Origin of the sequence: Gracilimonas sediminicola (assembly GCF_024320785.1) — a bacterium.
Lineage (GTDB): Bacteria > Bacteroidota > Rhodothermia > Balneolales > Balneolaceae > Gracilimonas > Gracilimonas sediminicola.
Genome location: NZ_JANDBC010000002.1, coordinates 546,883 through 569,023 on the forward strand (window position 1 = coordinate 546,883; position 22,141 = coordinate 569,023).

Consider the following 22,141-nt stretch of genomic DNA (forward strand, 5'->3'; position numbering starts at 1 on the left):
CCATGGCAGTCCAAACATTAGACATTGAAAAACTGAAATTCAAAACAGGTAACAAATATGAGTTACTTGTGATCCTTTCCAAAAGAGCACGCCAGATTGCAGCTCAGGAGAAATTAGAACTGGACGAAAAACTCCAGTATTTCGAAGGATTTGAAGAAGAAGACGAGTTTTCTTTCAACGAAGAGCAGGAGAACATCTCCAAAGCTTTCGAAAAGCTTCCACACGCTACTCAGCGTTCTATTGTGGAAATGCAGGAAGACCAAATTTATTACCGACATCCTGAAAAAGAGGATTAATCATGCTCTCCGGTAAACGCATCATTCTTGGTGTTACCGGAGGAATTGCAGCCTATAAAGCTGCTTTTTTACTCAGAGAATTTCAAAAAGCGGGAGCCGAAGCCCGCGTCACCATGACGCCTTCAGCCACCCGCTTTGTTGGTTTAGAGACTTTTGCTTCCCTTTCCGGCCATGAAGTGGCCGTAGATATTTTCCCCGATGAAGGAGACTCCAGCGACTGGACCCGCCATATTAACTGGGGCGAATGGGCTGATCTTTTTGTGATTGCTCCCTGCACGGCCAACACGCTTGCCAAAATCGCTACCGGCCTTTCTGACAATATGCTGACAAGCACCGTACTGGCTGCACGATGCCCCATTCTAATTTGTCCGACCATGGACGGAGAGATGTATGAAGCACCGGGCGTCTCAGATAACCTGAAAAAGGCACAAGAAAACGGATATCACGTTTTAGAGCCGGAATCCGGTTACCTGGCCAGTGGATTGGAAGGTAAAGGTCGCTTGCCTGAAATTGAAGCCATTCTTGAAAAATCTTCTGATATCATCGGATCTATTGAAGGGCCGCTGGAAGGACAAAAAGTGGTTGTAACTGCCGGTCCCACCCGTGAACACATAGACCCGGTTCGATTTATTTCAAATCCAAGTTCCGGAAAAATGGGCGTGGCTATGGCGGAGGCTGCTCAAAGCCTGGGCGCAGACGTAACGTTGATTCACGGCCCTCTTTCAATTCCCACACCGGAAGACATCCACTCCGTTAAAATTACCAGTACGGCCGATTTATTTGATGCTGTTAAGCAATATGCTGCTGCAGATGTGATCATCATGGCAGCGGCTGTTTCTGACTTCACCCCCGAAGAAGTGCACCAAAATAAAGTGAAGAAAGATAAAGCCGACAATGAGATTAAGCTGAAGCAAACCCCGGATATTATTTCATGGCTGGGTGAGCATAAACCAAAAGGACAGATTCTGATCGGTTTCGCCATGGAAACAGAAAACCTGATCGAGAATGCAACTACCAAGCTGAATAAGAAGAACGCCGACTTTATTATCGCTAATTCTTTAAACGACAAAGACGCCGGCTTCGAAGCTGATACCAATTCGGTCCACCTGCTGAGCAAAGACTCTGAGCAAAAATTTCAGGGAAGCAAAAAAGACATTTCGATTGAGATCCTGAATACGATTTTTAGAAGTTGAGAGTGATGAAGTGATTAAGTGATAAGGTGATATTAAAAGTTCATAAATTGAACCTGGTATGCTAATCTCAAAAAGCGCAAGTGTCCACTTGTGCGATGTTGTATCAAAACATATGTAGCTAAAGCCCCATCCAAGCGGACGCTTGAATTAGATCGAGATCTCCTCAAGATGACATCACTCATCACCTAATCACCCACACATCCACTTGTACACCCGGTACGTTTTAGCGATTTCGCAGCCCAGTGCTTCCAGGCTACGGCGCATGATCCAGTTCTTTTCGCTGACGAAACCGCCTTCCAGCACCTTCAGGTTCGGATAGTGTTCTCGCGTCCACTTAAATCCCTCAACAAACACCAGCGCTTCCAGTCCCCTCCCCCGAAAGCGAGGATCGGTTCCAAAAGCCAGCGGGCGGAATTTTTCGGCTCTTCTTTTAAAACCAATCAAATGGTACAGCTGCCACCATTTTAACGTCCCGCCGGTCTTAGCTGATATTTCATGAAGATCCGGAACACTGACCAGGAATGAAGCCGGTTCACCATTAACAAAGGTAATGGGAGATGTTTCAGGCATCAACACCGGTTTCAGCTTTTTAATCATCTGCCGAATGGTTTCCCGCGAAATTCCTATAAATTCATCTTCCCGCTCCTGCACCACCTGATCACTAAATGCCCGGTTGTAAATTTGCCGGATCATTTCCCCGTCCCGTTCCAGGTTCTTTTTATCAATTGGACGAACTTCAATGTGATCTTTTGATCTCAGCCGCTCTGTTATTCTGAGTAATCGTTCGGGCAAAGGCTGTTCTAAATCCAGCTGATACATGTACACATCATCAAACTTTTCGGGATTCGTTTCCTCTATCAGCTCTTCATAATATGTATGATGATAGAGCATACCATATACATTGTGATCTTCAAACCCTCCGATTTGAATGCCCCAAAAAGTATCATTCTCTCCAAAATTAATGGGACCGCGAAATCCTGCATATCCCCTTTCCTGGTGCCATTTTTTTGCAAAGCTGATAATTGCTTCTGCTATGCCCGGAATATTTTCCATTTCCATGAAACCAATTCCCCCAAGCTTTGGGTCATATCGCTCATCTTTTTCAGGATCGATAAATACAGCAAACCGGCCGACAACTTCACCATTCTCCAGAACCAGAAATCGCTCACATTCTCCCCCTTTCCGGAACCGTTCATTTTTTTTCCGATTGAATACATTTTCAACCTCAAACCGAAAAGGCGGCCGATACCAGCTGTTATCTTTATACAGCCGTTCGGGTAGATGATGGAAATCGTTTATATGTTGTTGTGTTTCAATTTTTTGAATCTGAAAAGACATATCTTTTTTTCGGCAGAAGTTTATAGATTCAGCCTAAGGTAAATCTAAGAAGTTAAGAACCCAACCCGGTTTATGCTGGATAAGAAAAACGGAAAGAAGTTAGTCACAGTGTTGCTAGTGCTGTCATGTATCGTAAGCGGAATTATTCTGGCAGCTTCGCCTGATTACAAGAACTATCAAATTGAAAATGCTCGTGAGCTCGACTCGCTCCTGAATGTTCATATTCAGGATGCCCAAATCAAGGCTGAGCAAATAAGGGTATCGAGCATAAGAATTGATACCATCTTCACCAGAAAGGAATATCGTATTGAGGTGCCATCGAGATTTTCAAAAACGCTTTTTCATGTTGATTTACATAAGGATTTGTTCAAGTATGACATGCAGGCGCCGGCCAAAGTGCATTTTCCTTCCCATGATATGGATATTTACATTTATGATCAGGGAACCGTTTTGAGATCCATCCGTTTAACCACTAACCCTGAACTGGACAGTTTAGCTACCCCAAAAGAATAACATGCCCGACCGATCCACCCTTTTAAAACGATTTGAGCTGAAGGAGTTTCCACAGCCGGATATGGTACAGCTTAAATACCCTGTGTTTATGTGCCACGGTTACGGAGCTATAGGTTCGGTGATAAAGTCAGGCCCTATGCACGACCCGTGTATGCAAATCAGGGCCCATGGAGTACCGGCTATCGCTCCTAATGTTGTGCCTTATGCCCGGATCGAAACGCGGGCTAAAAACTGGGTTTTACTCATTGATAAATTTTGCAAAGAGTATGGTTGTGAAAAGGTTAATGTGGTTTCGCACAGCATGGGCGGACTCGATATGCGTTGCGCCCTATCCAAGTTGGATATTGCCCATCGGGTTGCAAGCCTCACCACCATTGCTACTCCCCACCACGGTTCCAGCCTGGCAGATTTAGTTTTGAAAGCCCCGGAATTGGTTACTGAAAAACTCAGTGAAATGTTCGATTGGTTTGGAGATAACATGTATCCGAAAACAAAAAGTGATGCCCTCGGGTCACTGGAGCAACTTACGTGCGGATATGTGACCGATGTTTTCAATCCGGAACACCCCGATGCCGAAGATGTAGCTTACTATTCTTACACCGCAGCTGTTGGAAAGGGAACCAAATTCTCTATCAACCCAATGCTGAAATTTCAAAACAGCCAGATTTTTGAAAAAGAAGGCGAAAATGATGCTTTTGTTTCTGTTGAAAGCGCAAAATGGGGAACACACCTTGAAACGGTTCCTCTTTCCCATTTGGCTCAGATGCACTTACAAATGAATAAGGAATCACAAAAGATCTACGAGAAGTTTTGGTTAAACCTGCTGAAACGGTTGGCTAAAAGCGGGCACTGATCAGTCTCACAAAATAGTAAGCATACTGCCGTATTCTTCGACCTCTTCTGTCTTCTCCTTATCAAGGAGAAGGACGCTTTTTAAAAGATTAATTACCTAAACAAAACTCACAATCATTAAAAGGCAATCAAGTCTCTCTTCTTGGGAAGGAGCCCTGATTATCGGGAAGAGAAGTCGGAAAAAATATAGAAAAGCTACTCAGCATATACTCTTTTCACCAACTACATGGAGGAGGCTAAAATCTCCTTCGAAAGTGCGAGTAAATTTTACCTGGTTAAGACGCTCTGCGTCGTAACCGACTTTATTAAATCCGGTCGGGAGTGATTACTACTCTTGCAGGTCGCTGTCTTCTTTTCCCTCTAACAAATCATAAGCAGTAAGATCGTACTGAATAGGCGTAACCGAAGCCAGCCCTTCATTCAGCACATGAATGTCCGAATCTTTTCCTTCGTCCAGTAATTCGAATTTACCGGTCAGCCAGTAGTAAGCTCTGTTGAATGGATCGGTTCGGCTTTCATATTCTTCGACATATCGGCTATCGGCCTGGCGTGTCCATTTGATGTCGGTAAATTCACCGGCAGGAGCGTTTACGTTCAGCGTAACCCCTCTTGGTAACCCGTTTTCCAGTACATGTTTTATCACCCGTCGGGCGGCTTCCTGACATCCGCGAAGGTTGGCATCCTCATTGAAATCCGTACAGCTTACTGCAATGGATGGATACCCCAAAATGGTTCCTTCAGTCGCGGCACTTACGGTCCCGGAATACATGATATTGATGCCGGCATTACTTCCATGGTTAATTCCGCTAACCACTAAATCAGGCTTTCTGTCCAAAAGCTGGCCATGAGCTAATTTCACACAATCAGCCGGGGTACCGTTTACGGCCTCTCCTTCGTATTTATCTGCCACAGTGAACTTACTTGACCGAAGCGGAACCTGAATGGTTATGGAATGTCCTACCGCGCTTTGCTCTTTATCAGGTGCTACGATATATACATCCCCGAATTCGGCAGCTACTTCGGCAAGCGCTTTAATACCGGGTGAGAAAATTCCGTCGTCGTTACTTACTAAAATAAAAGGTCGCTCTTTTGAATCGCTCATCCGCCGTACTGTTCTTCTTCGTTTGGAAAATCTTTGCTCTTAACGTCTTTGATATAATTCTGAACAGCGTCAGTCATTACTGTATTTAAATCCGCATATCTTCTCAGGAACCGAGGATTGAATTCCTTGTTGAGTCCGAGCATATCATGGATAACAAGAACCTGGCCGTCACAACCGGCTCCGGCTCCGATTCCTATGGTTGGAATTGAAATTTCTTCCGTAACCCTTGCAGCAAGTTTTGCAGGAATTTTTTCTAATACGATTGAAAAACATCCGGCTTCTTCGAGTAACTTGGCGTCCCGGATCAGCTCTTCAGCTTCCTGCTCTTCGGTGGCGCGAACTTTATACGTTCCAAATTTATAAATGCTTTGTGGGGTCAACCCAAGGTGGCCCATCACCGGGATGCCTGCTTCCACAATTTTCTTCACCGAATTTATGATCGGTTTACCGCCTTCCATTTTAATAGCGTGGGCTCCGGCTTCTTTCATCATGCGTCCCGCACTGATCAAAGCCTCTTTCGTGGTTACCTGATAGCTCATAAAGGGCAGATCAGCTATAACCAAAGCCCGATCCACACCGCGAACTACGCACGAGGTATGGTAGATCATGTGGTCCAGAGTCATCGGAACCGTGGTTTCGTGACCTGCCATTACGTTACTGGCTGAATCTCCCACCAAAATGATCTCAATTCCGGCCTGATCAATAATCTGAGCCATGGTAAAATCGTAGGCGGTAAGCATGGAAATCTTCTCGCCTTTTCTTTTCATATCAACCACCGTCTGGGTTGTAATCTTTACCGGGCGATCCGAATTTTTTTGAGTGCTCATGCTTTATCCTTCGGCACCAATGCTGCCGATGCTTCCAGTTCACAGGCTACTTCACCATCAACAGTGGCCCTGCCTTTCATGGTTACGAAATTACGTCGCATAGAGCCCATTTCCACTTCCAAGATCAGTTGATCTCCGGGAACTACCTGTCTTCTGAACTTGCAGTTATTGATTCCGGTGAATACCATCAGGGTCTCATCAGGGTTTTCCGCTTTCTGGGTCATCAGCATGATAGCGCCGGCCTGAGCCAATGCCTCAACCTGCAACACCCCGGGCATGATAGGCTGACCGGGAAAGTGGCCGTTAAAAAACTCTTCGTTAGCCGTTACGTTTTTGAGGGCTTTGATTTTTTCTTCCTCAAGCTCCAGCACCCGGTCTACAAGTAAAAATGGATATCGGTGAGGGAGAACTTTTTTGATGTCTTCTATCTTCATAAAACTTGTTTGTTTTGTTAATCCGCCACAAAAATTCTAAATCACGAAATGTTAAAGTCCTAATCTCTTATAGTGCTTTAGAGATTTAGTGGCCTGAATGAATTTTTGAATATACAATTATTGAACCACTCCTACATAAACGTATGCGATGCCACCGGTTAGCTTAACGGCTCGCTTCTCTTTGAAAGAACCCGATTCATCCATCAAAGCTAAAAAGTTATCACCGGCCGGGAATTCTGCACTGGTCCGTGGCAGATAGGTATAAGCTTCCCGATTTCCGCTGAGCCATCCGCCAATAGCCGGCATAATATGCTGACTGTAGAGTTCGTACGGATATTTCATGAGTCCTTTGGGTTGTCCGAATTCCAGCACCGTTACCCTTCCACCCGGTTTCACCACACGTGCCAGTTCTTTAAGAGCAACTACCGGGTCATCCACATTTCGGATACCGAATGCGATACTGGAGATATCAAATTTGTCGTCTTCATAGGGAAGGTTCATTGCATCGGCGACTTCAAAATCGATTTTCAGGCCGGCACTTTCTGCTTTTTCAGGAGCCGGCTCAATCATGGGCGCACAGAAATCGGTTCCCAGTACATAACCGGATTCCCCCACCACCTTTTTAAATTCGATCGCCAAATCACCGGTACCTGTCGCACAGTCAAGAACGTGATCCCCTTCGTGAGCTCCGCTTTCCAATACCGCTTTTTTTCTCCATGCGTGATGCACCCCGAATGATAATACGCTGTTTACCCGATCGTAATCATCGGCAATGTCGGCAAACATGGATCTTACTTTTTCACTCATAAATATCAGTTAATTTTGCTTTCGGTCATAAAACCCAAAGCAGGCTGAAATGGTTCTTTTACAGACTTAGAATATAAGGAAATAATGTAAGCGGGATGATAACAATAAATCGGTTACACCAGCTCCATCAGGTGGTCGGTTTTATTGAGCTCCACGGCTTTAAACTTTCCATCGTGCCAGGTAAGATGGTTGATGGCCCCGTTTTGATGTTCAATTTTGTGCATGTTTTGTAACCCATGCCCCAACCATTCGGATAATAAAATGCGGGTTAGTCGGCCATGAATCATAAACACAATGCTTTCCTCGGTTGATGACTCCAGGACCTCCTCTACTTTGGTATTGGCTCTTGCATAGGTTTCGCGGGGAGATTCTCCATGTTTAGGAGCATAATCTACATTCCCGCTTTTCCATTTTTCATGTACTTCCATGACCTCATCTTTAATCTCAGTGAAAACCTTTCCCTCGAGAACGCCAAAATTAATTTCATCCAGTTCCGGGAACTTATGGACATCCAGCTTTCTTTGGGATGCCAAAGGTTGAGCCGTTTCGTGAGTTCTGCGTAATCCGCTTGCTACAATTCTATGTACTTCAAAGGGTTCAAGAGCATCACGAATAGCCTCGGCCTGCAATCGTCCCAACTCATTGATGGAAGCATCCAGGCTCCTCCCCTGAATGATATGCTGTTTATTGTTATCCGTCTCTCCGTGACGAATGATGAATAGTTGCTTCATTTATATGTGGCTTATATCTGAATAAGTGGATGTAAAGGTTATAAAAAGCCCTCTTGAGTGCAATTATATAATTGTGGTGCTGATATTCAGTATTCCTTTTTTCCTGAGGCGTCATCCAATAGGCAATTCTATGATCAAAATTTTCCCAGGCCATGTTGGCAATGCTTCTGGCTGTATATTTAAACTGGCCTCCTTTTTTCTGCCTGATTTGGACTTCCATTTTTACATCATAAAGTGGACCAATATGCAGAAAATTAATGCTGTATATCCGCCTTCTTAATCGAATGTTTGACACGGATACAATTAAATCAGCTGAAGTAGAATCACCGGTTATTGAAAAATGAGTAAACTGCGGATAGGAATGCATGAGCTGTTCGAGTATCAGGCTCGCCACAGAATCTACTGCAGATGATTCATCGATCTTTGCTTTTGTAGGTTCTGAAAAGAACTTTGTCCGGTTTTCAAACTCATAATACTCGGTAGTCAAAAACACTTTTTTCTGTTCAATTTCAGGCTTTAACCCATTCCTGAACCCTGAACAGCCGGTTATAATCAATAAACCCAAAATCAGGATTTTACAATCCTTCAGAGATCCTGCCGTCAACTCTTCTTCCCTTTATGATAATTGGCAATACGGATAAGCTCTTTCTCCATGTCTTCGATTTTACCGGTTAGGATGCCGTGCTTCATTCCATATCGGATGAGCAGCATATTCAGAACACGGTCCGGTTTGGGGACTTTTGGTTTATCGAAGAACTTATTTCGAACAAATTGAATAAGAAGAGACAACAACCCCACTTTGAAAAGAAAGAACAGTCCTAATCCATACCAAAGTGCATTAAACTCAACGCTTATCCCGACACCGGCTATTAAGTCGTTAAGACTAATTCCAATCAGGAATACCCCGGAAACGGTATAGATGAATCCGTCTTTATTCAGCAAGCGGGCAATCGGCGTAGAAATCACATTCACAAACACACCGGTATTGAAGTACCACAAAAAATAAACGCCCAGCGAAATTATAAAAGCCCATAACGCATCAACGGTAGCATAAACGAGGATGAAGTAAAGCATCAATGCCAGCCCGTTAGAGCTTTTCACCCAGGCATCGGCTTCCTGAATGATTTGTTCCAGGGGTTTTTCTTTCAGCAAGCCCGGCACGTATTTCTCAATTCCATCCCGTGTAATATGATACCAGTTTCCGTTGGAGGTGGTTATTCCATCCGGAAGCTCAAGCATCTGCCATTCAAAACGTCCTCTTTTAAAATTTTCCATGTCCAAATATAGGCTTTAATAAAGAAGGTTTCAGGCCTGGGCTACCGTAGCTATCATAATTTCTTTACAACCGGCTTTCTTCAGTTTGGATGCCAGCTCAAAGGTAGTGGCTCCGGTGGTGAACACGTCATCAATCACAATGCAAACGGCATCCTCAATGGCTTCGGGATTCTGAACCTGAAAAGCCCCGGAAATATTCTTCCTTCTCTTTTCAAGAGAAAACCCGGTTTGTGTGCTCGTATTCTTAGTCCGGATGACCGTTTCCTGCCTTACAATATGAAGATTCGTCACCTCGGCTACACCTTTTGCAATATGGAAAGCCTGATTATAACCCCGCATTCTTCTTTTCTTTTTATGAAGGGGAACCGGAAGCAGCAAGGCCTTCTTATTTTTGATTCCGTTGACAAACAGAGGATTACCGAGCAGGCTTTTACCAAGCTGACGACCCACATCTTCGCCAACTCCGATCAACCGGTTATATTTAAGCTGATGCAAAAGCTCCTGCAAATGCCCGCCTTTGTCAAAATTCCAGAGCGCATGCTGCAGGCTTATCCCTTCCGGAAGCAGGATATCACTTGAAGCTTGTTTTCCACCCCGGTAAGCTTCCTCAAATTTATCTTTTAGACACACCGTACATACAAAGTTTTCATTCGTCGATAGCTTCAGCCCGCAAACCGTACATACTTTGGGAAATAAAACTTCTAAAACGCCCTCTTTAAATTTTGTAAGCAACATAATTTTTCCGCATCAATTAAAGCTAAAAGTTTGCTTTTCCTATCACATTTAATTACTTAGCTTCTTATAATTTTGTAAGCAGACCTAAATTATTTTATATGTCTCTGGGAAAAGACCTTGCCTCTATACGTAAAAGCCAAAACCTCTCATTAGAGGATATACAAAATGCTATTAAAATTCCTCTTAACACGCTGAAAAGCATTGAGGATGACAGCATATTTTCTGACAAGGGCAAGAACAAAACTTATGTTCGCAGCTTTGTACGAAGCTATGCCAAGGTTTTGAAAATTGAAGATGATGAAATTGTTCAAGCGCTCGATGAAGTGGAAGAAGGCACCTACACAGGTAGCTTGATTGGAGACTCCACGGAAGACGAAATTGAATCACAGTTTGATTTAGCCCCCAAAGACACCCTCCCTTCTGAAAGCCCTGATGATGACAAACCTGCTTTTGAGGAAACGAAACCCAAGCCGGAACCCAATGAACCGAAAAGAACTCCACCACCCCCCGAAGAAGACCCGATTAACTGGGCAGATATGGGCCGTAAGTTTACAACAGCGAGTAAAGACTCCAGAGTTTGGTTGGTGATATTGATTTTAGTGATTGTAGGTGCTCTTGGCACAACCGGATATATCTTCTGGGATGATATCGGCTCGATCTTCCAAAGTGAAACCGCAGAAACCGAGCAGCCAACAACCGGACAATCTGATCAAAATGCCATTCCACCTGCTCCGGTAGATTCCACCGCTATCACAGAGAATAATGAAACTGAAACAGGTGAAACGCCAGCTGCTGAAAACGAGCAAACATCGCCGGCGGGCCCCATTGAACTGGGAGATACGCTTACCATCTCTGTTTATGCCGCCTACGGTCAACTTGAACCCGTTCGGGTGACCAGCGACTTGAACTGGCGTACTAACCCTTTTTGGATGGAGCAAGGTGAGTCATACTATTTCGATTTCAGTGACACACTGCTTGTTCGCGGTCAATATAGCCGGTTATTGTTGATGTTCAATGGACATGTAATTGAAAACCCACGGCAGAATTATTTCAATTCAGCGTTCAACTCAATCATGATAACACGGGATGTGCTCGATCAGCCCCGATACCTTGCTCCTCCCCCAAGCGAGTTTCCGCTCAGCGTAGGCCCACCAGATAGCACCGTGTACAGAATCAGATTATAGCAGCATTTAAAATGACTAAGAAAGAAGCCCGGGAACGCGTAAACGAACTTCGTGATCTTCTTGACCAGGCCAACAAAGCCTATTACCAGGATGCTCAGCCTTTTATGAGCGACAAAAAGTTTGATGAAACACTCAAAGAACTCGAACAGCTGGAAAAGGAATTTGAGCTTCACGATCCGGAATCTCCAACACAAAGGGTCGGGGGTGAAGTTTCTTCCGTTTTTGAAACTGTTCAGCATCCGGTCCCACTCCTCAGCTTAGACAATACCTACAACGAGGAAGAACTGAATGATTTTGACGGACGGGTTAAGAAAATACTCGGCCATGAAGATTATGAATATATGGTGGAGCTTAAATTTGATGGCGCCTCACTCCGGCTTCGATACGAAAATGGTGAATTAGTCCTGGGTGCCACCCGCGGTGACGGTCAGCAGGGGGATGACATCACCAACAACGTGAAAACTATTCGCGATATCCCTCTTACTTTACAGGGAGATTATCCACGGGTTGTTGAAGTTCGTGGAGAAGCCTACATGGAGCGCGAAGCTTTCGCACGAATGAATCAACACCGGGAAGAACAAGGACTCGCTGTTTTTGCAAATCCCAGAAATTCCACCGCCGGATCTTTGAAAATGCAGGATCCGAAAGCCGTCTCACAGCGTCCCATCCGCTTTTTTGCTTTTGATTTGCTGCTGGATGAAGAAGACGATTCCTTAACTCAGTTCCGTAAAGCTGAACTTTTAGCAGAATTTGGGCTACCTGTTTCGGAATATTATGAAGTCTTTTCATCTATCGATGAAGTTCATAGCATCATCAAAGAGTGGGATGATTTGCGCCACAAGCTTCCTTATGAGACAGACGGTGTGGTAATAAAGGTAAATCAAAGCCATTTGCGGGAAGAACTGGGAACGACTTCTAAATTCCCTCGCTGGGCCATCGCCTACAAATTTGAAGCCGAGCAAGCCACCACTACTATTAACGACATTACCCTGCAGGTAGGCCGGTTGGGAACAATCACACCGGTTGCTGAGCTGGAAGCTGTTGAACTGGCCGGCACTACTGTGAAACGAGCTTCTCTGCATAATGAAGATGAAATTCAGCGAAAAGACATTCGTATCGGTGATACCGTTGTGGTTGAAAAAGCCGGGGAAATTATCCCACAGGTAATAAGTGTAGTCAATCCGGATCGTGAGGATCGAAGTGAGCCGTTCAAGTTTCCGAAAACCTGTCCTGCTTGCGACTCTGAGCTCATCAAATACGAAGATGAAGTTGCCTGGCGTTGTGTGAACCCTACTTGTCCGCCACAGGTTCGCATCCGCATCGAGCATTTTGCTTCCCGGGATGCCATGGATATTGAAGGATTGGGCGAATCTGTTGTTGATCAGCTGGTTTCTGAAGGACTGATCAAAACCTATGCTGACTTATATGACTTGCAGAAAGAGCAGATTGTGGAACTGGATCGTATGGCTGAAAAGAGTGCGCAGAACCTGATAGACGCCATCGAAAAAAGTAAGGAACAACCCTTTGAGCGGGTTATTTACGCGCTGGGTATTCGCTTTGTCGGCAAAACAGTGGCTAAAGATTTAGCCAAAGCATTTAAAACCATGGAGAAGCTGCAGTCACTTAGTGAAGAAGAACTGACCGATGTAGATTCTATTGGACCCAGAATAGCCGAGTCGGTGGTTGACTTCTTCAGCAATGAAAAGAACCGGGCGATTGTACAACATTTGGGCGAGAAAGGCCTTCAGTTTGAACAGGAAGAAGAAGAGCTGGCCTCCAACATATTTGAGGGCAAAAAGTTTGTTCTTACCGGTTCACTCCCAACCTATACAAGAAAAGAAGCCACTGATCTCATTGAAAAGCACGGCGGTAAAACAGCCTCTTCGGTCAGCGGAAACACAGACTATGTATTAGCCGGGGAATCAGCCGGAAGCAAACTTGATAAAGCTAATCAACTCGGAGTCCCTGTTTTAGATGAAGCCAAATTCCGGGGATTAATCGGTGAGTGACAAAGTGATAAGGTGATAGGGTGATGTTTTGTTTAATCACTTCATCACTTTATTACCAATTCACTCTTCCACTCCCCACTTTATCCCTCCCTAAAATTCCCTATCTTCCCGAAATTCACCTAAGCCCTGCGGTATATGGACATTAAACCTTTGGATACGGAACAGATTGGTCTGAAGACGCTTGAGAAACATCTCATGCGTTCCAAAAGTGAAGTTTCCCTGAAAATTGGTTTACCGAAAGAGATCTCTTTTGACGAACGACGCGTTTCGCTGACTCCCGGTGGTGTTTCCATCCTGAAGGCAAACGGACACGAGATTTTCATCGAAAAGGGAGCCGGAGAGGATGCCAACTTCCCCGATCGCGAGTATGCCGATGCGGGTGCCGAAATCGCCTATTCCCCCGAAGATGTTTTTAAAAAATCGGATTTAATTCTCAAAATAGCACCGCTCACTAAAGATGAGTTCGAGCTTTTGCAACCGGGACAAGCTTTGATTTCAGCTCTCCACATGGGCAGCCAAACCGAAGATTACCTGAAAGCTCTTACCGAAAAGTCCATAACCGGGATTGGCTATGAGTTTATCCGGGGGGAAGACAAGGAATTTCCCATCGTGCGTATGATGCATGAAATTACAGGGTCAATGTCGGTACAAATTGCAGCTCACTACCTCGAGAGCATGAGCGGCGGACAAGGTATTATGTTGGGCGGAATTTCCGGGGTCCCGCCTGCCACCGTGGTTATTTTGGGAGCCGGCATTACCGGCGAATATGCAGCCCGAACAGCTCTCGGTTATGGCGCACAGGTTTTTGTAATGGATACCGATTTAACCGCTCTGCGACGGCTTGAAAACGCCCTCGACCGGCGAATCATTACGGCTGTAGCTAATCATCAGTATTTAAGTACCGCCCTTAAATTTGCGGATATTATCATTGGCGCAGCCATGGCCGAAGGTGAGCGTTCGCCCTGCTGGGTAACCGATGAAATGGTGGCCGGAATGAAGGCCGGAAGTGTAATCGTGGATACAGTTATTGATCAGGGTGGATGTGTGGCTACCAGCCGGCCTACCACCCATTCCAATCCTGTTTATTCTGAGCATGATGTCATTCATCATTGTGTGCCCAATATTCCGGCAAATGTACCCCGAACAGCTACCTACGCCCTTAATAACGTACTGGTACCATACATTTTAGCGATTGGAAACGCCGGTGGAGTTAAGGAATGTCTGTGGGAAAATGTAGCCCTAAGAAACGGCACTTATTCCTATAAAAAGCATATCACCAAGAAAACTCTGGCCAAAATGTTTGACATGCCGTACCGGGAGATCGAAATGCTTATTGCCTCCCAAATTTGAAATTATGAATTTTGAATATCTGCTTTATGAAACATTCAAAATTCATAATCCCTAATCCCTAATCTCTAATTACCTCATGTCAGAATTAGCTGAATCGAATTACAAACGCATTTCTATCATCAACTGGTTGCTTACCGTACCTATGATGGTGCTTTTTGCGTGGCCGTATTATTTTGGAGCAGGCTTAATTGGCATGGATATCCTTTTCAGGTACATCGGCGCCTTTTTCTTTGCGGTTCCTTTTATGCTTACCATCCTGCACGGACATGTAACCATGGCTTTGGGCTCTGTTCACCGTCATCATTATTATGACTGGATGACCAATGAAAAACCTCTCACCTTTGGACTCTTCTTTCATCCTATGTTTGTCAGAACCCGGTTTCGACTGATTATTCTGATGATCAGTGTATTACTTCTGCCCGCAGGTTATTTAATCGGTTTATAATAGTAGGAACGTATCACATGATACGCTCCTACTGAAATTAATATGCCGTGCCTTTCTTGATATCTTCTACCACACTTGGATCCAGCAGCGTTGAAGTATCTCCAAGATTATCGAGATCATTGGCAGCAATCTTCCGAAGAATGCGGCGCATGATTTTACCGGAACGGGTTTTCGGTAATCCGGCAACAATCTGGATTTTGTCCGGCTTGGCGATAGGACTGATGATTTTTGTAACCAGATCATTCAGCTCTTTTTTGAACGCCTCCGGATCCTTGATTTCTTCATCACAAATCATGAAGGCGAAGACACCCTGCCCTTTGATGTCGTGCGGATAACCCACAACAGCCGTTTCCACTACCTTCTTATGCTCGTCAAGGGCATTTTCAATTTCAGCTGTACCCAGACGGTGGCCGGAAACATTAAGCACATCATCCACCCTTCCGGTAATGCGGTAATAGCCGTCATCATCTCTGCGACAACCATCGCCGGTAAAGTAATAGCCCTTATAGGTACTCAGATAGGTTTGAATATACCGGTCATGATCTCCATACACCGTTCGGGCTATAGATGGCCATGGGTGTTTGATACACAAATTTCCGGATACATCATTTCCTTCAATCTCATTTCCATCTTCATCCATTAACACCGGGAAAACTCCGGGCAATGGAAGTGTCGCAAATCCCGGTTTGGTTGGAGTGATTCCGGCCAATGGTGAAATCATGATTCCTCCCGTTTCGGTCTGCCACCAGGTATCTACGATCGGGCATTCTCCACCGCCGATATGTTCATCATACCAATGCCAGGCTTCTTCGTTAATTGGTTCGCCTACCGTGCCAAGCACTTTCAACGAACTCAGGTCGTACTTCTTCACATAATCAATATCGTAAGACATAAGCGCACGGATAGCGGTCGGTGCCGTATAGAAATGTGTTACCTCGTATTTCTCTACAACCTCCCAAAGCCGACCGGCGTCCGGATAAGTCGGGGTTCCTTCAAAAATAATTCCCGTTGCTCCGTTAAAAAGCGGTCCGTAAATAATATAACTGTGACCGGTAATCCAACCGGCATCGGCCGTACACCAGTAAATGTCATCGGCTCCAACCTGGAATACCTGACGGAACGAATAACTGGTGTACACCATATAGCCTCCGCAAGTGTGTACCACACCTTTTGGCTTGCCTGTAGAACCGGAAGTATATAGAATGAATAACGGGTCTTCGGCATCCATCTCAACCGCTTCATGTTCTCTGGATGCATTACGAATCAGGTTATGCCACCATTCATCCCGTCCTTCTTTCCAGTCAATTTCACGGTTGGTGCGCTGGCATACAATCACGCTTTCAATAGAAGGGCTGCTTTCCAGTGCTTCATCAGATATATCTTTCAATGGAACGTGCTTGTCGCCACGGCGAAGTCCGTCATTGGTAATCAGCATCTTCGCCTCGCAATCGTTGATTCGCTCTGACAATGATTGAGCTGAAAAGCCGGCAAATACGATAGAATGGACGGCTCCAATACGGGCACAGGCAAGAGCTGCAATAACAAGCTCCGGGGTCATCGCCATATAAATAACAACACGGTCCCCTTTTTCAACACCTTTGCTCTCCAGCACATTTGAAAATCGGCATACATCTTCATGCAGCTGTTTATAGGTGATGGTTCGACGAAAGGAGTCCGGGTGATTCGGCTCAAATATAAATGCTGTTTTATTACCGATGGTATTCAGGTGACGGTCTAAGGCGTTTTCAGTGATATTCAGCTTACCACCTTCAAACCACTTAATATTCGCGTCTTCAAAACTTCCGCTTTGGGTTTTATCCCACCGCTTTCGCCAATAGAACGTTCCGGCCTCATGGTCCCAGAATTTCAACCGGTCTTTTTTACTTTCCTCAAAATTCTCTTTGTACTCGTCGAACGATTTTATATTAAGCCACATTTTTTATTCAGTTTGGTTATTCAATTTTGCTGATGTTGAAGGTTTTTTTGCGGATAATCAAGTCAAACTCTCGTTTTGAGAAGATTTAACCTTTTTATGCACATAGATGAGTAAAGGCAAACAAATTATTGAACACTGGTTTGAAGCGCGGGGCTGGAATATCTTCCCTTTTCAGCAGGAGGTTTGGGATGCCTTTCTTGATGGTAAAAAGGGATTACTAAACGCCCCAACCGGAAGTGGTAAAACCTTCGCCTTGTTCATGCCGAATCTTATCAAATGGATTGATGAACACCCTGAACAGTACCGCAAGAAAGACAAAAACGGGCTGAAAGTTTTATGGATCACCCCGCTTAGGGCATTGGCTAAAGACATTCAGAAAGCTCTTCAAAGCTCGGTTGATGAAATAGGAATCCCCTGGGAAATCGGGCGACGCACCGGAGACGTGCCTCAATCCGTAAAGCAAAAGCAAAACCGGAAGATGCCGGAAGTTCTCATCACCACTCCGGAAAGCGTTCATATCTTATTAGCACAGAAAAACTATGAACGGCATTTCAAAAATCTGGATACGGTAATTGTAGATGAATGGCATGAATTACTGGGTTCGAAACGAGGTATTCAAACAGAGCTTGGACTATCAAGGCTAAAAGGACTTCGTCCAGAACTACAGGTATGGGGAATTTCAGCTACCATAGGGAACCTTGACGAAGCACAGGATGTGTTGATGGGACCTAATCATGAAGAAGCCGTCATCATTAAGGCAAACGTTCCGAAAAACATCGAAGCCATCTCCGTCCTCCCCGATGAAATGGAAAACTTTCCATGGTACGGTCACTTGGGGTTGAAACTGCTTCCAAAAATTCTCCCGATTATTGATGAAAGCCGCTCCACCCTAATTTTTACCAATACCCGTGCCCAATCAGAAATCTGGTTCCAAAACCTGCTGGAAGCCCGGCCAGATTTAGCCGGAGCCATCGCCATTCATCATGGCTCGCTCGATCGCAAGGTAAGGGATTGGGTTGAAGCTTCCCTGCACGAGGGCATTTTAAAAGCGGTCGTTTGCACCTCCAGCCTGGATTTGGGAGTTGATTTCAGCCCTGTTGAAACCGTGATCCAAATCGGAAGTCCCAAAGGAGTAGCACGATTCATGCAGCGAGCCGGCCGCAGCGGACATCAACCCGGTTCCACCAGCAGAATTTATTTTGTTCCCACCCATGCCCTGGAGTTGGTTGAAGCTGCTGCCTTAAAATCGGCCATCCACTCCGATGAAATGGAAAGTCGCGAGCCGATTCTAAAACCCTATGATGCATTGATTCAGTACCTGGTAACTCTTGCTGTTTCAGATGGATTTTATCCCGATGAAATTTTCACAGAAGTAAAAGACACCTTCGCCTATCAAACGTTATCCGAAAAAGAATGGAAGGATATTCTGCTATTCATCACCGTTGGCGGAAAATCACTGAGCAGATATAACGAATATTCAAAAGTAGAAATTGATGAGGACGGACTGTATAAGGTAACCAGCCGGAAAATCGCCCGCCGGCATCGTATGAGCATTGGAACCATTGCCAGCGATGCCATGCTACGGGTAAAATACATGAGCGGGAAATCACTGGGAGCCGTTGAAGAATGGTTTATTGCTCAACTTAATGTTGGAGATACCTTTTGGTTTGCAGGCCGTAATCTCGAGCTTATAAAAATGAAGGACATGACGGTCTATGTTCGAAGAGCAAAGGGCACTTCTTCCAAAGTTCCCAGCTATATGGGAGGGCGCATGTCTCTTTCTTCTAACATGACCCATATTCTTCGCAAAAAAATGCATCAGGCCGTTGCAGGTGGTTATGATGATGTCGAGCTCAAAAAACTGGAGCCGCTTTTTGAAATTCAGCGGGATTGGTCTGTTTTACCTGATGAAGATCAGTTTCTGATTGAAAAATCTTTTTCCCGTGAAGGATGCCACGTATTTTTCTTTCCATTTGAAGGGCGTTATGTGCATGAAGGAATGTCGGCCCTGATTGCCCACCGCCTCTCCAAGATGACTCCCATTACGTTTTCGATTGCCATGAATGATTACGGCTTCGAATTACTTTCCGATCAGGATATTCCCATCGAAGCAGCTTTGGAAAAGGACCTGTTTTCTGCAGATAACCTTGTGGAAGACATCATGGCCAGTATCAACAGCGCTGAGTTGGCCAAGCGCAGGTTCAGAGAAATTTGTCAGATAGCAGGCTTAGTATTTCAGGGGTTTCCGGGACAACCGAAAACCAACAAACATCTTCAAATGTCGAGCAGCCTCTTTTTTGATGTGTTTATGGAACACGAACCTGATCATTTGCTCATTCAACAGGCTTTTGATGAAGTGATGAGTATTCAGCTTGATGAGGTAAGGCTACGCAAAGCCCTGAAAAAGATTTCCGAACAGACAATTGTTTTCAATCTTACCGAGCGATTTACTCCTTATGCTTTTCCTATTATGGTAGACCGCCTTAGAGAAAAGCTTAGCTCCGAGAAACTGACGGACCGCATCAAAAAAATGCAGCTGCAATTAGAAAAACATGTGAAATGAGTTTCAAGAACGCACAACAGTTTAAACTTAAAAACCAAACATTAAAGCTGCTCCCGCAAAAAGCCTTGTTCTGGAAAGACCAAAAAATGCTCGTGGTGTCCGATGTACATCTCGGGAAATCAGGCCATTTCCGTAAACATGGAATCGCGGTACCAAACTCTGTTAATGAGTCCAACATCACCCGATTAAATGAACTTGTTGAGAAGACCCAGCCTGAAAAAATACTCTTCCTCGGCGACTTATTTCACAGTGAATCGAACAACGAAATCGAGCAATTCAAAGAATGGAGGCAGGCCCATGCGGCTACGGAAATGATACTTACTATCGGAAACCATGACCTCTTAACCGGTTTTGAATATGAAAAGATGGGGTTGAATTGTGTGAACCAATTTCACGCTACTCCATTTACTTTCCTCCACGATGAATCCGAAAACCGGGGCTCGAACTCCTATTGCATATCCGGGCATATTCATCCGGCCGTTAAGCTCAAAGGGAAAGGACGGCAACAGCTTTATGTACCCTGCTTTTACTTTGGCAAACAAGCTGCCTTACTCCCGGCCTTTGGAAGTTTTACCGGCAGTTACAGAATAAATCCCGCACAGAATGAATCTGTTTTTGCGATTGTTGAGCAGGAGATAATACAAATATCCGTCAATTCTTAGCCTTGACTAAAAATGTGTTACAAGCAAATTTTGCCTTTTATTTTCCTTTTTTTGGGAGCCTTTTTTCTCATTTCCCCCGAAATGTTACACGCACAAAACAGTACTTTTGACGCTCAATTTCACGCACAAAAATCATATGATCTGCAAAAAAAAGGAATGATTTTTCTTGGAAGTTGGGCAACTTTGAACATTTTATCCGGCTCAACAGGGTATTTTCTGAGCGAGAAATCAACTAAATATTTTCATCAAATGAATGCCGGGTGGAATCTTGTAAACGCGGGAATTGCCGGCTTTGCTCTTTATAATATTTCCCAAATGGATGTAGCCTCCCTCAGCTATACTCAGTCTCTAAATGAACTTCAGAAACTGGACAAGTTCTTGCTCTTAAACACCGGGTTAGATGTGGGGTATATGGCAACCGGAGCCTGGCTATGGGAACGGGGTATACGAAAGAAGTCCTCCCGACTTAAAGGGTATGGGAAATCATTGATCGTACAAGGAGGATTTTTGCTTGCCTTCGACCTGGTGCTATACTTTCTGCACAGTCCCATCACTTCAGATCTGATGCAGTTAACGGAAAGCATCAATGTAACGACCTCGGGATTTAGAATTAATTTCTAAACCTATTGATTGGATTTACGCTTATAACAGTGGTGTAGCCGGCTTAGAATTCGGTGCTTGCGCGTACGCACGTTGGCGTTAGAGAGGTCGAACTCCTGAACGGCATCATCAGTGCTGGCATCGGGTTTATCCATGAAATACTCGATAAATTCACGCGATTTTTTACGAAGCTCGCTCAGGCATTCTTCCAATATGCGCTGCCGTTCTTTATCCAAAAGATTCTTGAACTGCTCTTCGGACTCATATACTTCATTAAAAGCCTCATCGTCGTAATTAAACTTGTGCTGCCGCTTTACATAGCGAAGATACTCGTGCCGGCAGGCTTTGATCAGGTAACTGAAAATATATTTACTGTTCTTGATGTTGTTTTTTCGGACCTGTTCAAACACATCCAGGAAAGCCTGCTGCACACATTCTTTTGCAGCGTTTGCTTCAGCACTCATTACCACCTGAAGATAGTCCTCAAGCCTGGGTATCACTTCCGATAAAAGCTCACTGGCTTTTTCATCATTCCCTTTCTGGAGCGCTTCCACTAATTCTGAATAATCAACTCTGAGTTGTGCCAAACTAACCAACCACTAATTAAAATTTTCAGCACTCTTTGTGCCTTTTCCTTATGCGATAACCAGCATATGATTACCACATCTTATAATCCATCAAAATGTTTACAGCTTCAATAATAAGTGATTTTTTTTGAATTATTAATCCTTTTTAATCTTTTAGTGGCGGCTATAAATATTAAAATTTAGATTAGATGTGTAACAAATAGGTTAAAAAACACTCTTCTACTGGAGTATAGATGTGTTTTGAAGCCAAAATATTGACTTTAAATAAAATTGTAACAAATAGAGTTCAAGACACTCTTGTACTTAACCCAAATTTTAATCAACAAACCATTACTACTATGAAATCTGTTAAATCTCTTTTCGCCCTCATCGCTATCGTTTCTCTGTCTTTCGGATGTGCTTCGGTTACCGACGCTTCCCTTAACGACGAACTGTCCAGCCAGCCTACTGTTGAAACCACTACTACCGACAACGGCGTGTTCTCCGGCGGCGCAGATGTGAAGCCTATCGTTGAAAAACCCTGGTAGTCACCACCACCCAACAACCACTTAACTCAATCAACTACAAAACCTTTACTGTTATGAAATCTGTTAAATCTCTTTTCGCCCTCATCGCTATCGTTTCTCTGTCTTTCGGATGTGCTTCGGTTACCGACGCTTCCCTTAACGACGAACTGTCCAGCCAGCCTACTGTTGAAACCAC

General features: G+C 44.5%; 23 protein-coding genes. 12 read left to right on the forward strand and 11 right to left on the reverse strand.

Features of this window, described 5'->3' with window-relative positions; translation table 11 throughout:
* Nucleotides 1-2: 2 nt before the first annotated feature.
* Together NM125_RS12235 and coaBC are read left to right on the forward strand one after the other, a co-directional pair.
* The gene (locus tag NM125_RS12235) at nt 3-296 is read left to right on the forward strand and encodes a DNA-directed RNA polymerase subunit omega (RefSeq protein WP_255135224.1); all 294 of its coding nucleotides are present in this window, start codon (nt 3-5) and stop codon (nt 294-296) included.
* Between the two features lie 2 nt (nt 297-298).
* The gene (gene coaBC / locus NM125_RS12240) at nt 299-1,489 is read left to right on the forward strand and encodes a bifunctional phosphopantothenoylcysteine decarboxylase/phosphopantothenate--cysteine ligase CoaBC (protein ID WP_255135225.1); all 1,191 of its coding nucleotides are present in this window, start codon (nt 299-301) and stop codon (nt 1,487-1,489) included.
* A gap of 189 nt (nt 1,490-1,678) precedes the next feature.
* Here the strand turns inward: coaBC and NM125_RS12245 are convergent, their stop codons facing one another.
* The gene (locus tag NM125_RS12245) at nt 1,679-2,827 is read right to left on the reverse strand and encodes a hypothetical protein (protein WP_255135226.1); all 1,149 of its coding nucleotides are present in this window, start codon (nt 2,825-2,827) and stop codon (nt 1,679-1,681) included.
* A 72-nt stretch (nt 2,828-2,899) separates the two neighbouring features.
* Here NM125_RS12245 and NM125_RS12250 point away from each other — a divergent pair, with 72 nt between their 5' ends.
* On the forward strand, nt 2,900-3,340 hold the full coding sequence (locus tag NM125_RS12250) for a hypothetical protein (RefSeq protein ID WP_255135227.1): 441 nt from the start codon (nt 2,900-2,902) through the stop codon (nt 3,338-3,340).
* Nucleotide 3,341: 1 nt separating this feature from the next.
* Nucleotides 3,342-4,193 (forward strand): esterase/lipase family protein, encoded by an 852-nt coding sequence (locus NM125_RS12255; RefSeq protein ID WP_255135228.1) that lies wholly within the window; start codon nt 3,342-3,344, stop codon nt 4,191-4,193.
* A gap of 327 nt (nt 4,194-4,520) precedes the next feature.
* On the opposite strand, the gene surE is transcribed toward NM125_RS12255, so the two are convergent.
* From surE to NM125_RS12295, 8 genes are all read right to left on the reverse strand, one after another.
* Nucleotides 4,521-5,294, reverse strand: a complete 774-nt coding sequence (gene surE, locus NM125_RS12260; RefSeq protein ID WP_255135229.1) for a 5'/3'-nucleotidase SurE — start codon at nt 5,292-5,294, stop codon at nt 4,521-4,523.
* Entirely contained in the window at nt 5,291-6,121 is an 831-nt protein-coding gene (gene panB / locus NM125_RS12265) for a 3-methyl-2-oxobutanoate hydroxymethyltransferase (RefSeq protein ID WP_255135230.1), read from the reverse strand. The genes surE and panB overlap by 4 nt, the downstream gene beginning before the upstream one ends.
* The gene (fabZ, locus tag NM125_RS12270; RefSeq protein WP_255135231.1) at nt 6,118-6,555 is read right to left on the reverse strand and encodes a 3-hydroxyacyl-ACP dehydratase FabZ; all 438 of its coding nucleotides are present in this window, start codon (nt 6,553-6,555) and stop codon (nt 6,118-6,120) included. Before fabZ ends, panB begins: the two co-directional genes overlap by 4 nt.
* 117 nt (nt 6,556-6,672) lie before the next feature.
* Nucleotides 6,673-7,362 carry a bifunctional demethylmenaquinone methyltransferase/2-methoxy-6-polyprenyl-1,4-benzoquinol methylase UbiE gene (gene ubiE / locus NM125_RS12275; RefSeq protein ID WP_255135233.1) on the reverse strand — a complete coding sequence of 230 codons (690 nt, stop codon included), beginning with the start codon at nt 7,360-7,362 and terminating at the stop codon, nt 6,673-6,675.
* A gap of 113 nt (nt 7,363-7,475) precedes the next feature.
* The gene (locus NM125_RS12280; RefSeq protein ID WP_255135234.1) at nt 7,476-8,093 is read right to left on the reverse strand and encodes a histidine phosphatase family protein; all 618 of its coding nucleotides are present in this window, start codon (nt 8,091-8,093) and stop codon (nt 7,476-7,478) included.
* Nucleotides 8,053-8,697 (reverse strand): hypothetical protein, encoded by a 645-nt coding sequence (locus tag NM125_RS12285; RefSeq protein WP_255135235.1) that lies wholly within the window; start codon nt 8,695-8,697, stop codon nt 8,053-8,055. Before NM125_RS12285 ends, NM125_RS12280 begins: the two co-directional genes overlap by 41 nt.
* Entirely contained in the window at nt 8,694-9,368 is a 675-nt protein-coding gene (locus NM125_RS12290) for a hypothetical protein (protein ID WP_255135236.1), read from the reverse strand. The genes NM125_RS12285 and NM125_RS12290 overlap by 4 nt, the downstream gene beginning before the upstream one ends.
* Before the next feature lie 30 nt (nt 9,369-9,398).
* Nucleotides 9,399-10,103 carry a ComF family protein gene (locus NM125_RS12295; RefSeq protein ID WP_255135237.1) on the reverse strand — a complete coding sequence of 235 codons (705 nt, stop codon included), beginning with the start codon at nt 10,101-10,103 and terminating at the stop codon, nt 9,399-9,401.
* Between the two features lie 98 nt (nt 10,104-10,201).
* Between NM125_RS12295 and NM125_RS12300 the strand changes: the two genes are divergently transcribed.
* From NM125_RS12300 to NM125_RS12315, 4 genes are all read left to right on the forward strand, one after another.
* Nucleotides 10,202-11,287 (forward strand): helix-turn-helix domain-containing protein, encoded by a 1,086-nt coding sequence (locus tag NM125_RS12300; RefSeq protein WP_255135238.1) that lies wholly within the window; start codon nt 10,202-10,204, stop codon nt 11,285-11,287.
* Between the two features lie 11 nt (nt 11,288-11,298).
* Nucleotides 11,299-13,296 (forward strand): NAD-dependent DNA ligase LigA, encoded by a 1,998-nt coding sequence (gene ligA / locus NM125_RS12305; RefSeq protein WP_255135239.1) that lies wholly within the window; start codon nt 11,299-11,301, stop codon nt 13,294-13,296.
* Between the two features lie 135 nt (nt 13,297-13,431).
* On the forward strand, nt 13,432-14,646 hold the full coding sequence (locus NM125_RS12310) for an alanine dehydrogenase (RefSeq protein WP_255135240.1): 1,215 nt from the start codon (nt 13,432-13,434) through the stop codon (nt 14,644-14,646).
* Between the two features lie 76 nt (nt 14,647-14,722).
* Nucleotides 14,723-15,091 (forward strand): hypothetical protein, encoded by a 369-nt coding sequence (locus NM125_RS12315; RefSeq protein WP_255135241.1) that lies wholly within the window; start codon nt 14,723-14,725, stop codon nt 15,089-15,091.
* Between the two features lie 37 nt (nt 15,092-15,128).
* Here NM125_RS12315 and acs read toward each other — a convergent pair whose 3' ends face one another.
* Complete coding sequence (gene acs / locus NM125_RS12320) at nt 15,129-17,027, reverse strand: acetate--CoA ligase (protein ID WP_255135242.1); 1,899 nt, start codon at nt 17,025-17,027, stop codon at nt 15,129-15,131.
* A 106-nt stretch (nt 17,028-17,133) separates the two neighbouring features.
* Between acs and NM125_RS12325 the strand changes: the two genes are divergently transcribed.
* The 3 genes from NM125_RS12325 (at nt 17,134) to NM125_RS12335 (ending at nt 20,873) form a co-directional block, all read left to right on the forward strand.
* Nucleotides 17,134-19,590 carry a ligase-associated DNA damage response DEXH box helicase gene (locus tag NM125_RS12325; protein WP_255135243.1) on the forward strand — a complete coding sequence of 819 codons (2,457 nt, stop codon included), beginning with the start codon at nt 17,134-17,136 and terminating at the stop codon, nt 19,588-19,590.
* Nucleotides 19,587-20,252, forward strand: a complete 666-nt coding sequence (gene pdeM, locus NM125_RS12330; RefSeq protein WP_255135244.1) for a ligase-associated DNA damage response endonuclease PdeM — start codon at nt 19,587-19,589, stop codon at nt 20,250-20,252. Before NM125_RS12325 ends, pdeM begins: the two co-directional genes overlap by 4 nt.
* 156 nt (nt 20,253-20,408) lie before the next feature.
* Nucleotides 20,409-20,873, forward strand: a complete 465-nt coding sequence (locus NM125_RS12335; protein ID WP_255135245.1) for a DUF6992 family protein — start codon at nt 20,409-20,411, stop codon at nt 20,871-20,873.
* A 2-nt stretch (nt 20,874-20,875) separates the two neighbouring features.
* Here the strand turns inward: NM125_RS12335 and NM125_RS12340 are convergent, their stop codons facing one another.
* Complete coding sequence (locus tag NM125_RS12340; RefSeq protein ID WP_255135246.1) at nt 20,876-21,439, reverse strand: RNA polymerase sigma factor; 564 nt, start codon at nt 21,437-21,439, stop codon at nt 20,876-20,878.
* Between the two features lie 338 nt (nt 21,440-21,777).
* On the opposite strand from NM125_RS12340, the gene NM125_RS12345 reads away from it, so the two are divergent.
* On the forward strand, nt 21,778-21,966 hold the full coding sequence (locus NM125_RS12345; RefSeq protein WP_255135247.1) for a hypothetical protein: 189 nt from the start codon (nt 21,778-21,780) through the stop codon (nt 21,964-21,966).
* Nucleotides 21,967-22,141 lie beyond the last annotated feature (175 nt).

Coding starts and splice junctions, on each gene's coding strand:
- NM125_RS12235 (WP_255135224.1), top strand. CDS start 3: ATGGCAGTCCAAACATTAGACATTGAAAAACTGAAATTCAAAACAGGT.
- coaBC (WP_255135225.1), top strand. CDS start 299: ATGCTCTCCGGTAAACGCATCATTCTTGGTGTTACCGGAGGAATTGCA.
- NM125_RS12245 (WP_255135226.1), bottom strand. CDS start 2,827: ATGTCTTTTCAGATTCAAAAAATTGAAACACAACAACATATAAACGAT.
- NM125_RS12250 (WP_255135227.1), top strand. CDS start 2,900: ATGCTGGATAAGAAAAACGGAAAGAAGTTAGTCACAGTGTTGCTAGTG.
- NM125_RS12255 (WP_255135228.1), top strand. CDS start 3,342: ATGCCCGACCGATCCACCCTTTTAAAACGATTTGAGCTGAAGGAGTTT.
- surE (WP_255135229.1), bottom strand. CDS start 5,294: ATGAGCGATTCAAAAGAGCGACCTTTTATTTTAGTAAGTAACGACGAC.
- panB (WP_255135230.1), bottom strand. CDS start 6,121: ATGAGCACTCAAAAAAATTCGGATCGCCCGGTAAAGATTACAACCCAG.
- fabZ (WP_255135231.1), bottom strand. CDS start 6,555: ATGAAGATAGAAGACATCAAAAAAGTTCTCCCTCACCGATATCCATTT.
- ubiE (WP_255135233.1), bottom strand. CDS start 7,362: ATGAGTGAAAAAGTAAGATCCATGTTTGCCGACATTGCCGATGATTAC.
- NM125_RS12280 (WP_255135234.1), bottom strand. CDS start 8,093: ATGAAGCAACTATTCATCATTCGTCACGGAGAGACGGATAACAATAAA.
- NM125_RS12290 (WP_255135236.1), bottom strand. CDS start 9,368: ATGGAAAATTTTAAAAGAGGACGTTTTGAATGGCAGATGCTTGAGCTT.
- NM125_RS12295 (WP_255135237.1), bottom strand. CDS start 10,103: ATGTTGCTTACAAAATTTAAAGAGGGCGTTTTAGAAGTTTTATTTCCC.
- NM125_RS12300 (WP_255135238.1), top strand. CDS start 10,202: ATGTCTCTGGGAAAAGACCTTGCCTCTATACGTAAAAGCCAAAACCTC.
- ligA (WP_255135239.1), top strand. CDS start 11,299: ATGACTAAGAAAGAAGCCCGGGAACGCGTAAACGAACTTCGTGATCTT.
- NM125_RS12310 (WP_255135240.1), top strand. CDS start 13,432: ATGGACATTAAACCTTTGGATACGGAACAGATTGGTCTGAAGACGCTT.
- NM125_RS12315 (WP_255135241.1), top strand. CDS start 14,723: ATGTCAGAATTAGCTGAATCGAATTACAAACGCATTTCTATCATCAAC.
- acs (WP_255135242.1), bottom strand. CDS start 17,027: ATGTGGCTTAATATAAAATCGTTCGACGAGTACAAAGAGAATTTTGAG.
- NM125_RS12325 (WP_255135243.1), top strand. CDS start 17,134: ATGAGTAAAGGCAAACAAATTATTGAACACTGGTTTGAAGCGCGGGGC.
- pdeM (WP_255135244.1), top strand. CDS start 19,587: ATGAGTTTCAAGAACGCACAACAGTTTAAACTTAAAAACCAAACATTA.
- NM125_RS12335 (WP_255135245.1), top strand. CDS start 20,409: ATGATTTTTCTTGGAAGTTGGGCAACTTTGAACATTTTATCCGGCTCA.
- NM125_RS12345 (WP_255135247.1), top strand. CDS start 21,778: ATGAAATCTGTTAAATCTCTTTTCGCCCTCATCGCTATCGTTTCTCTG.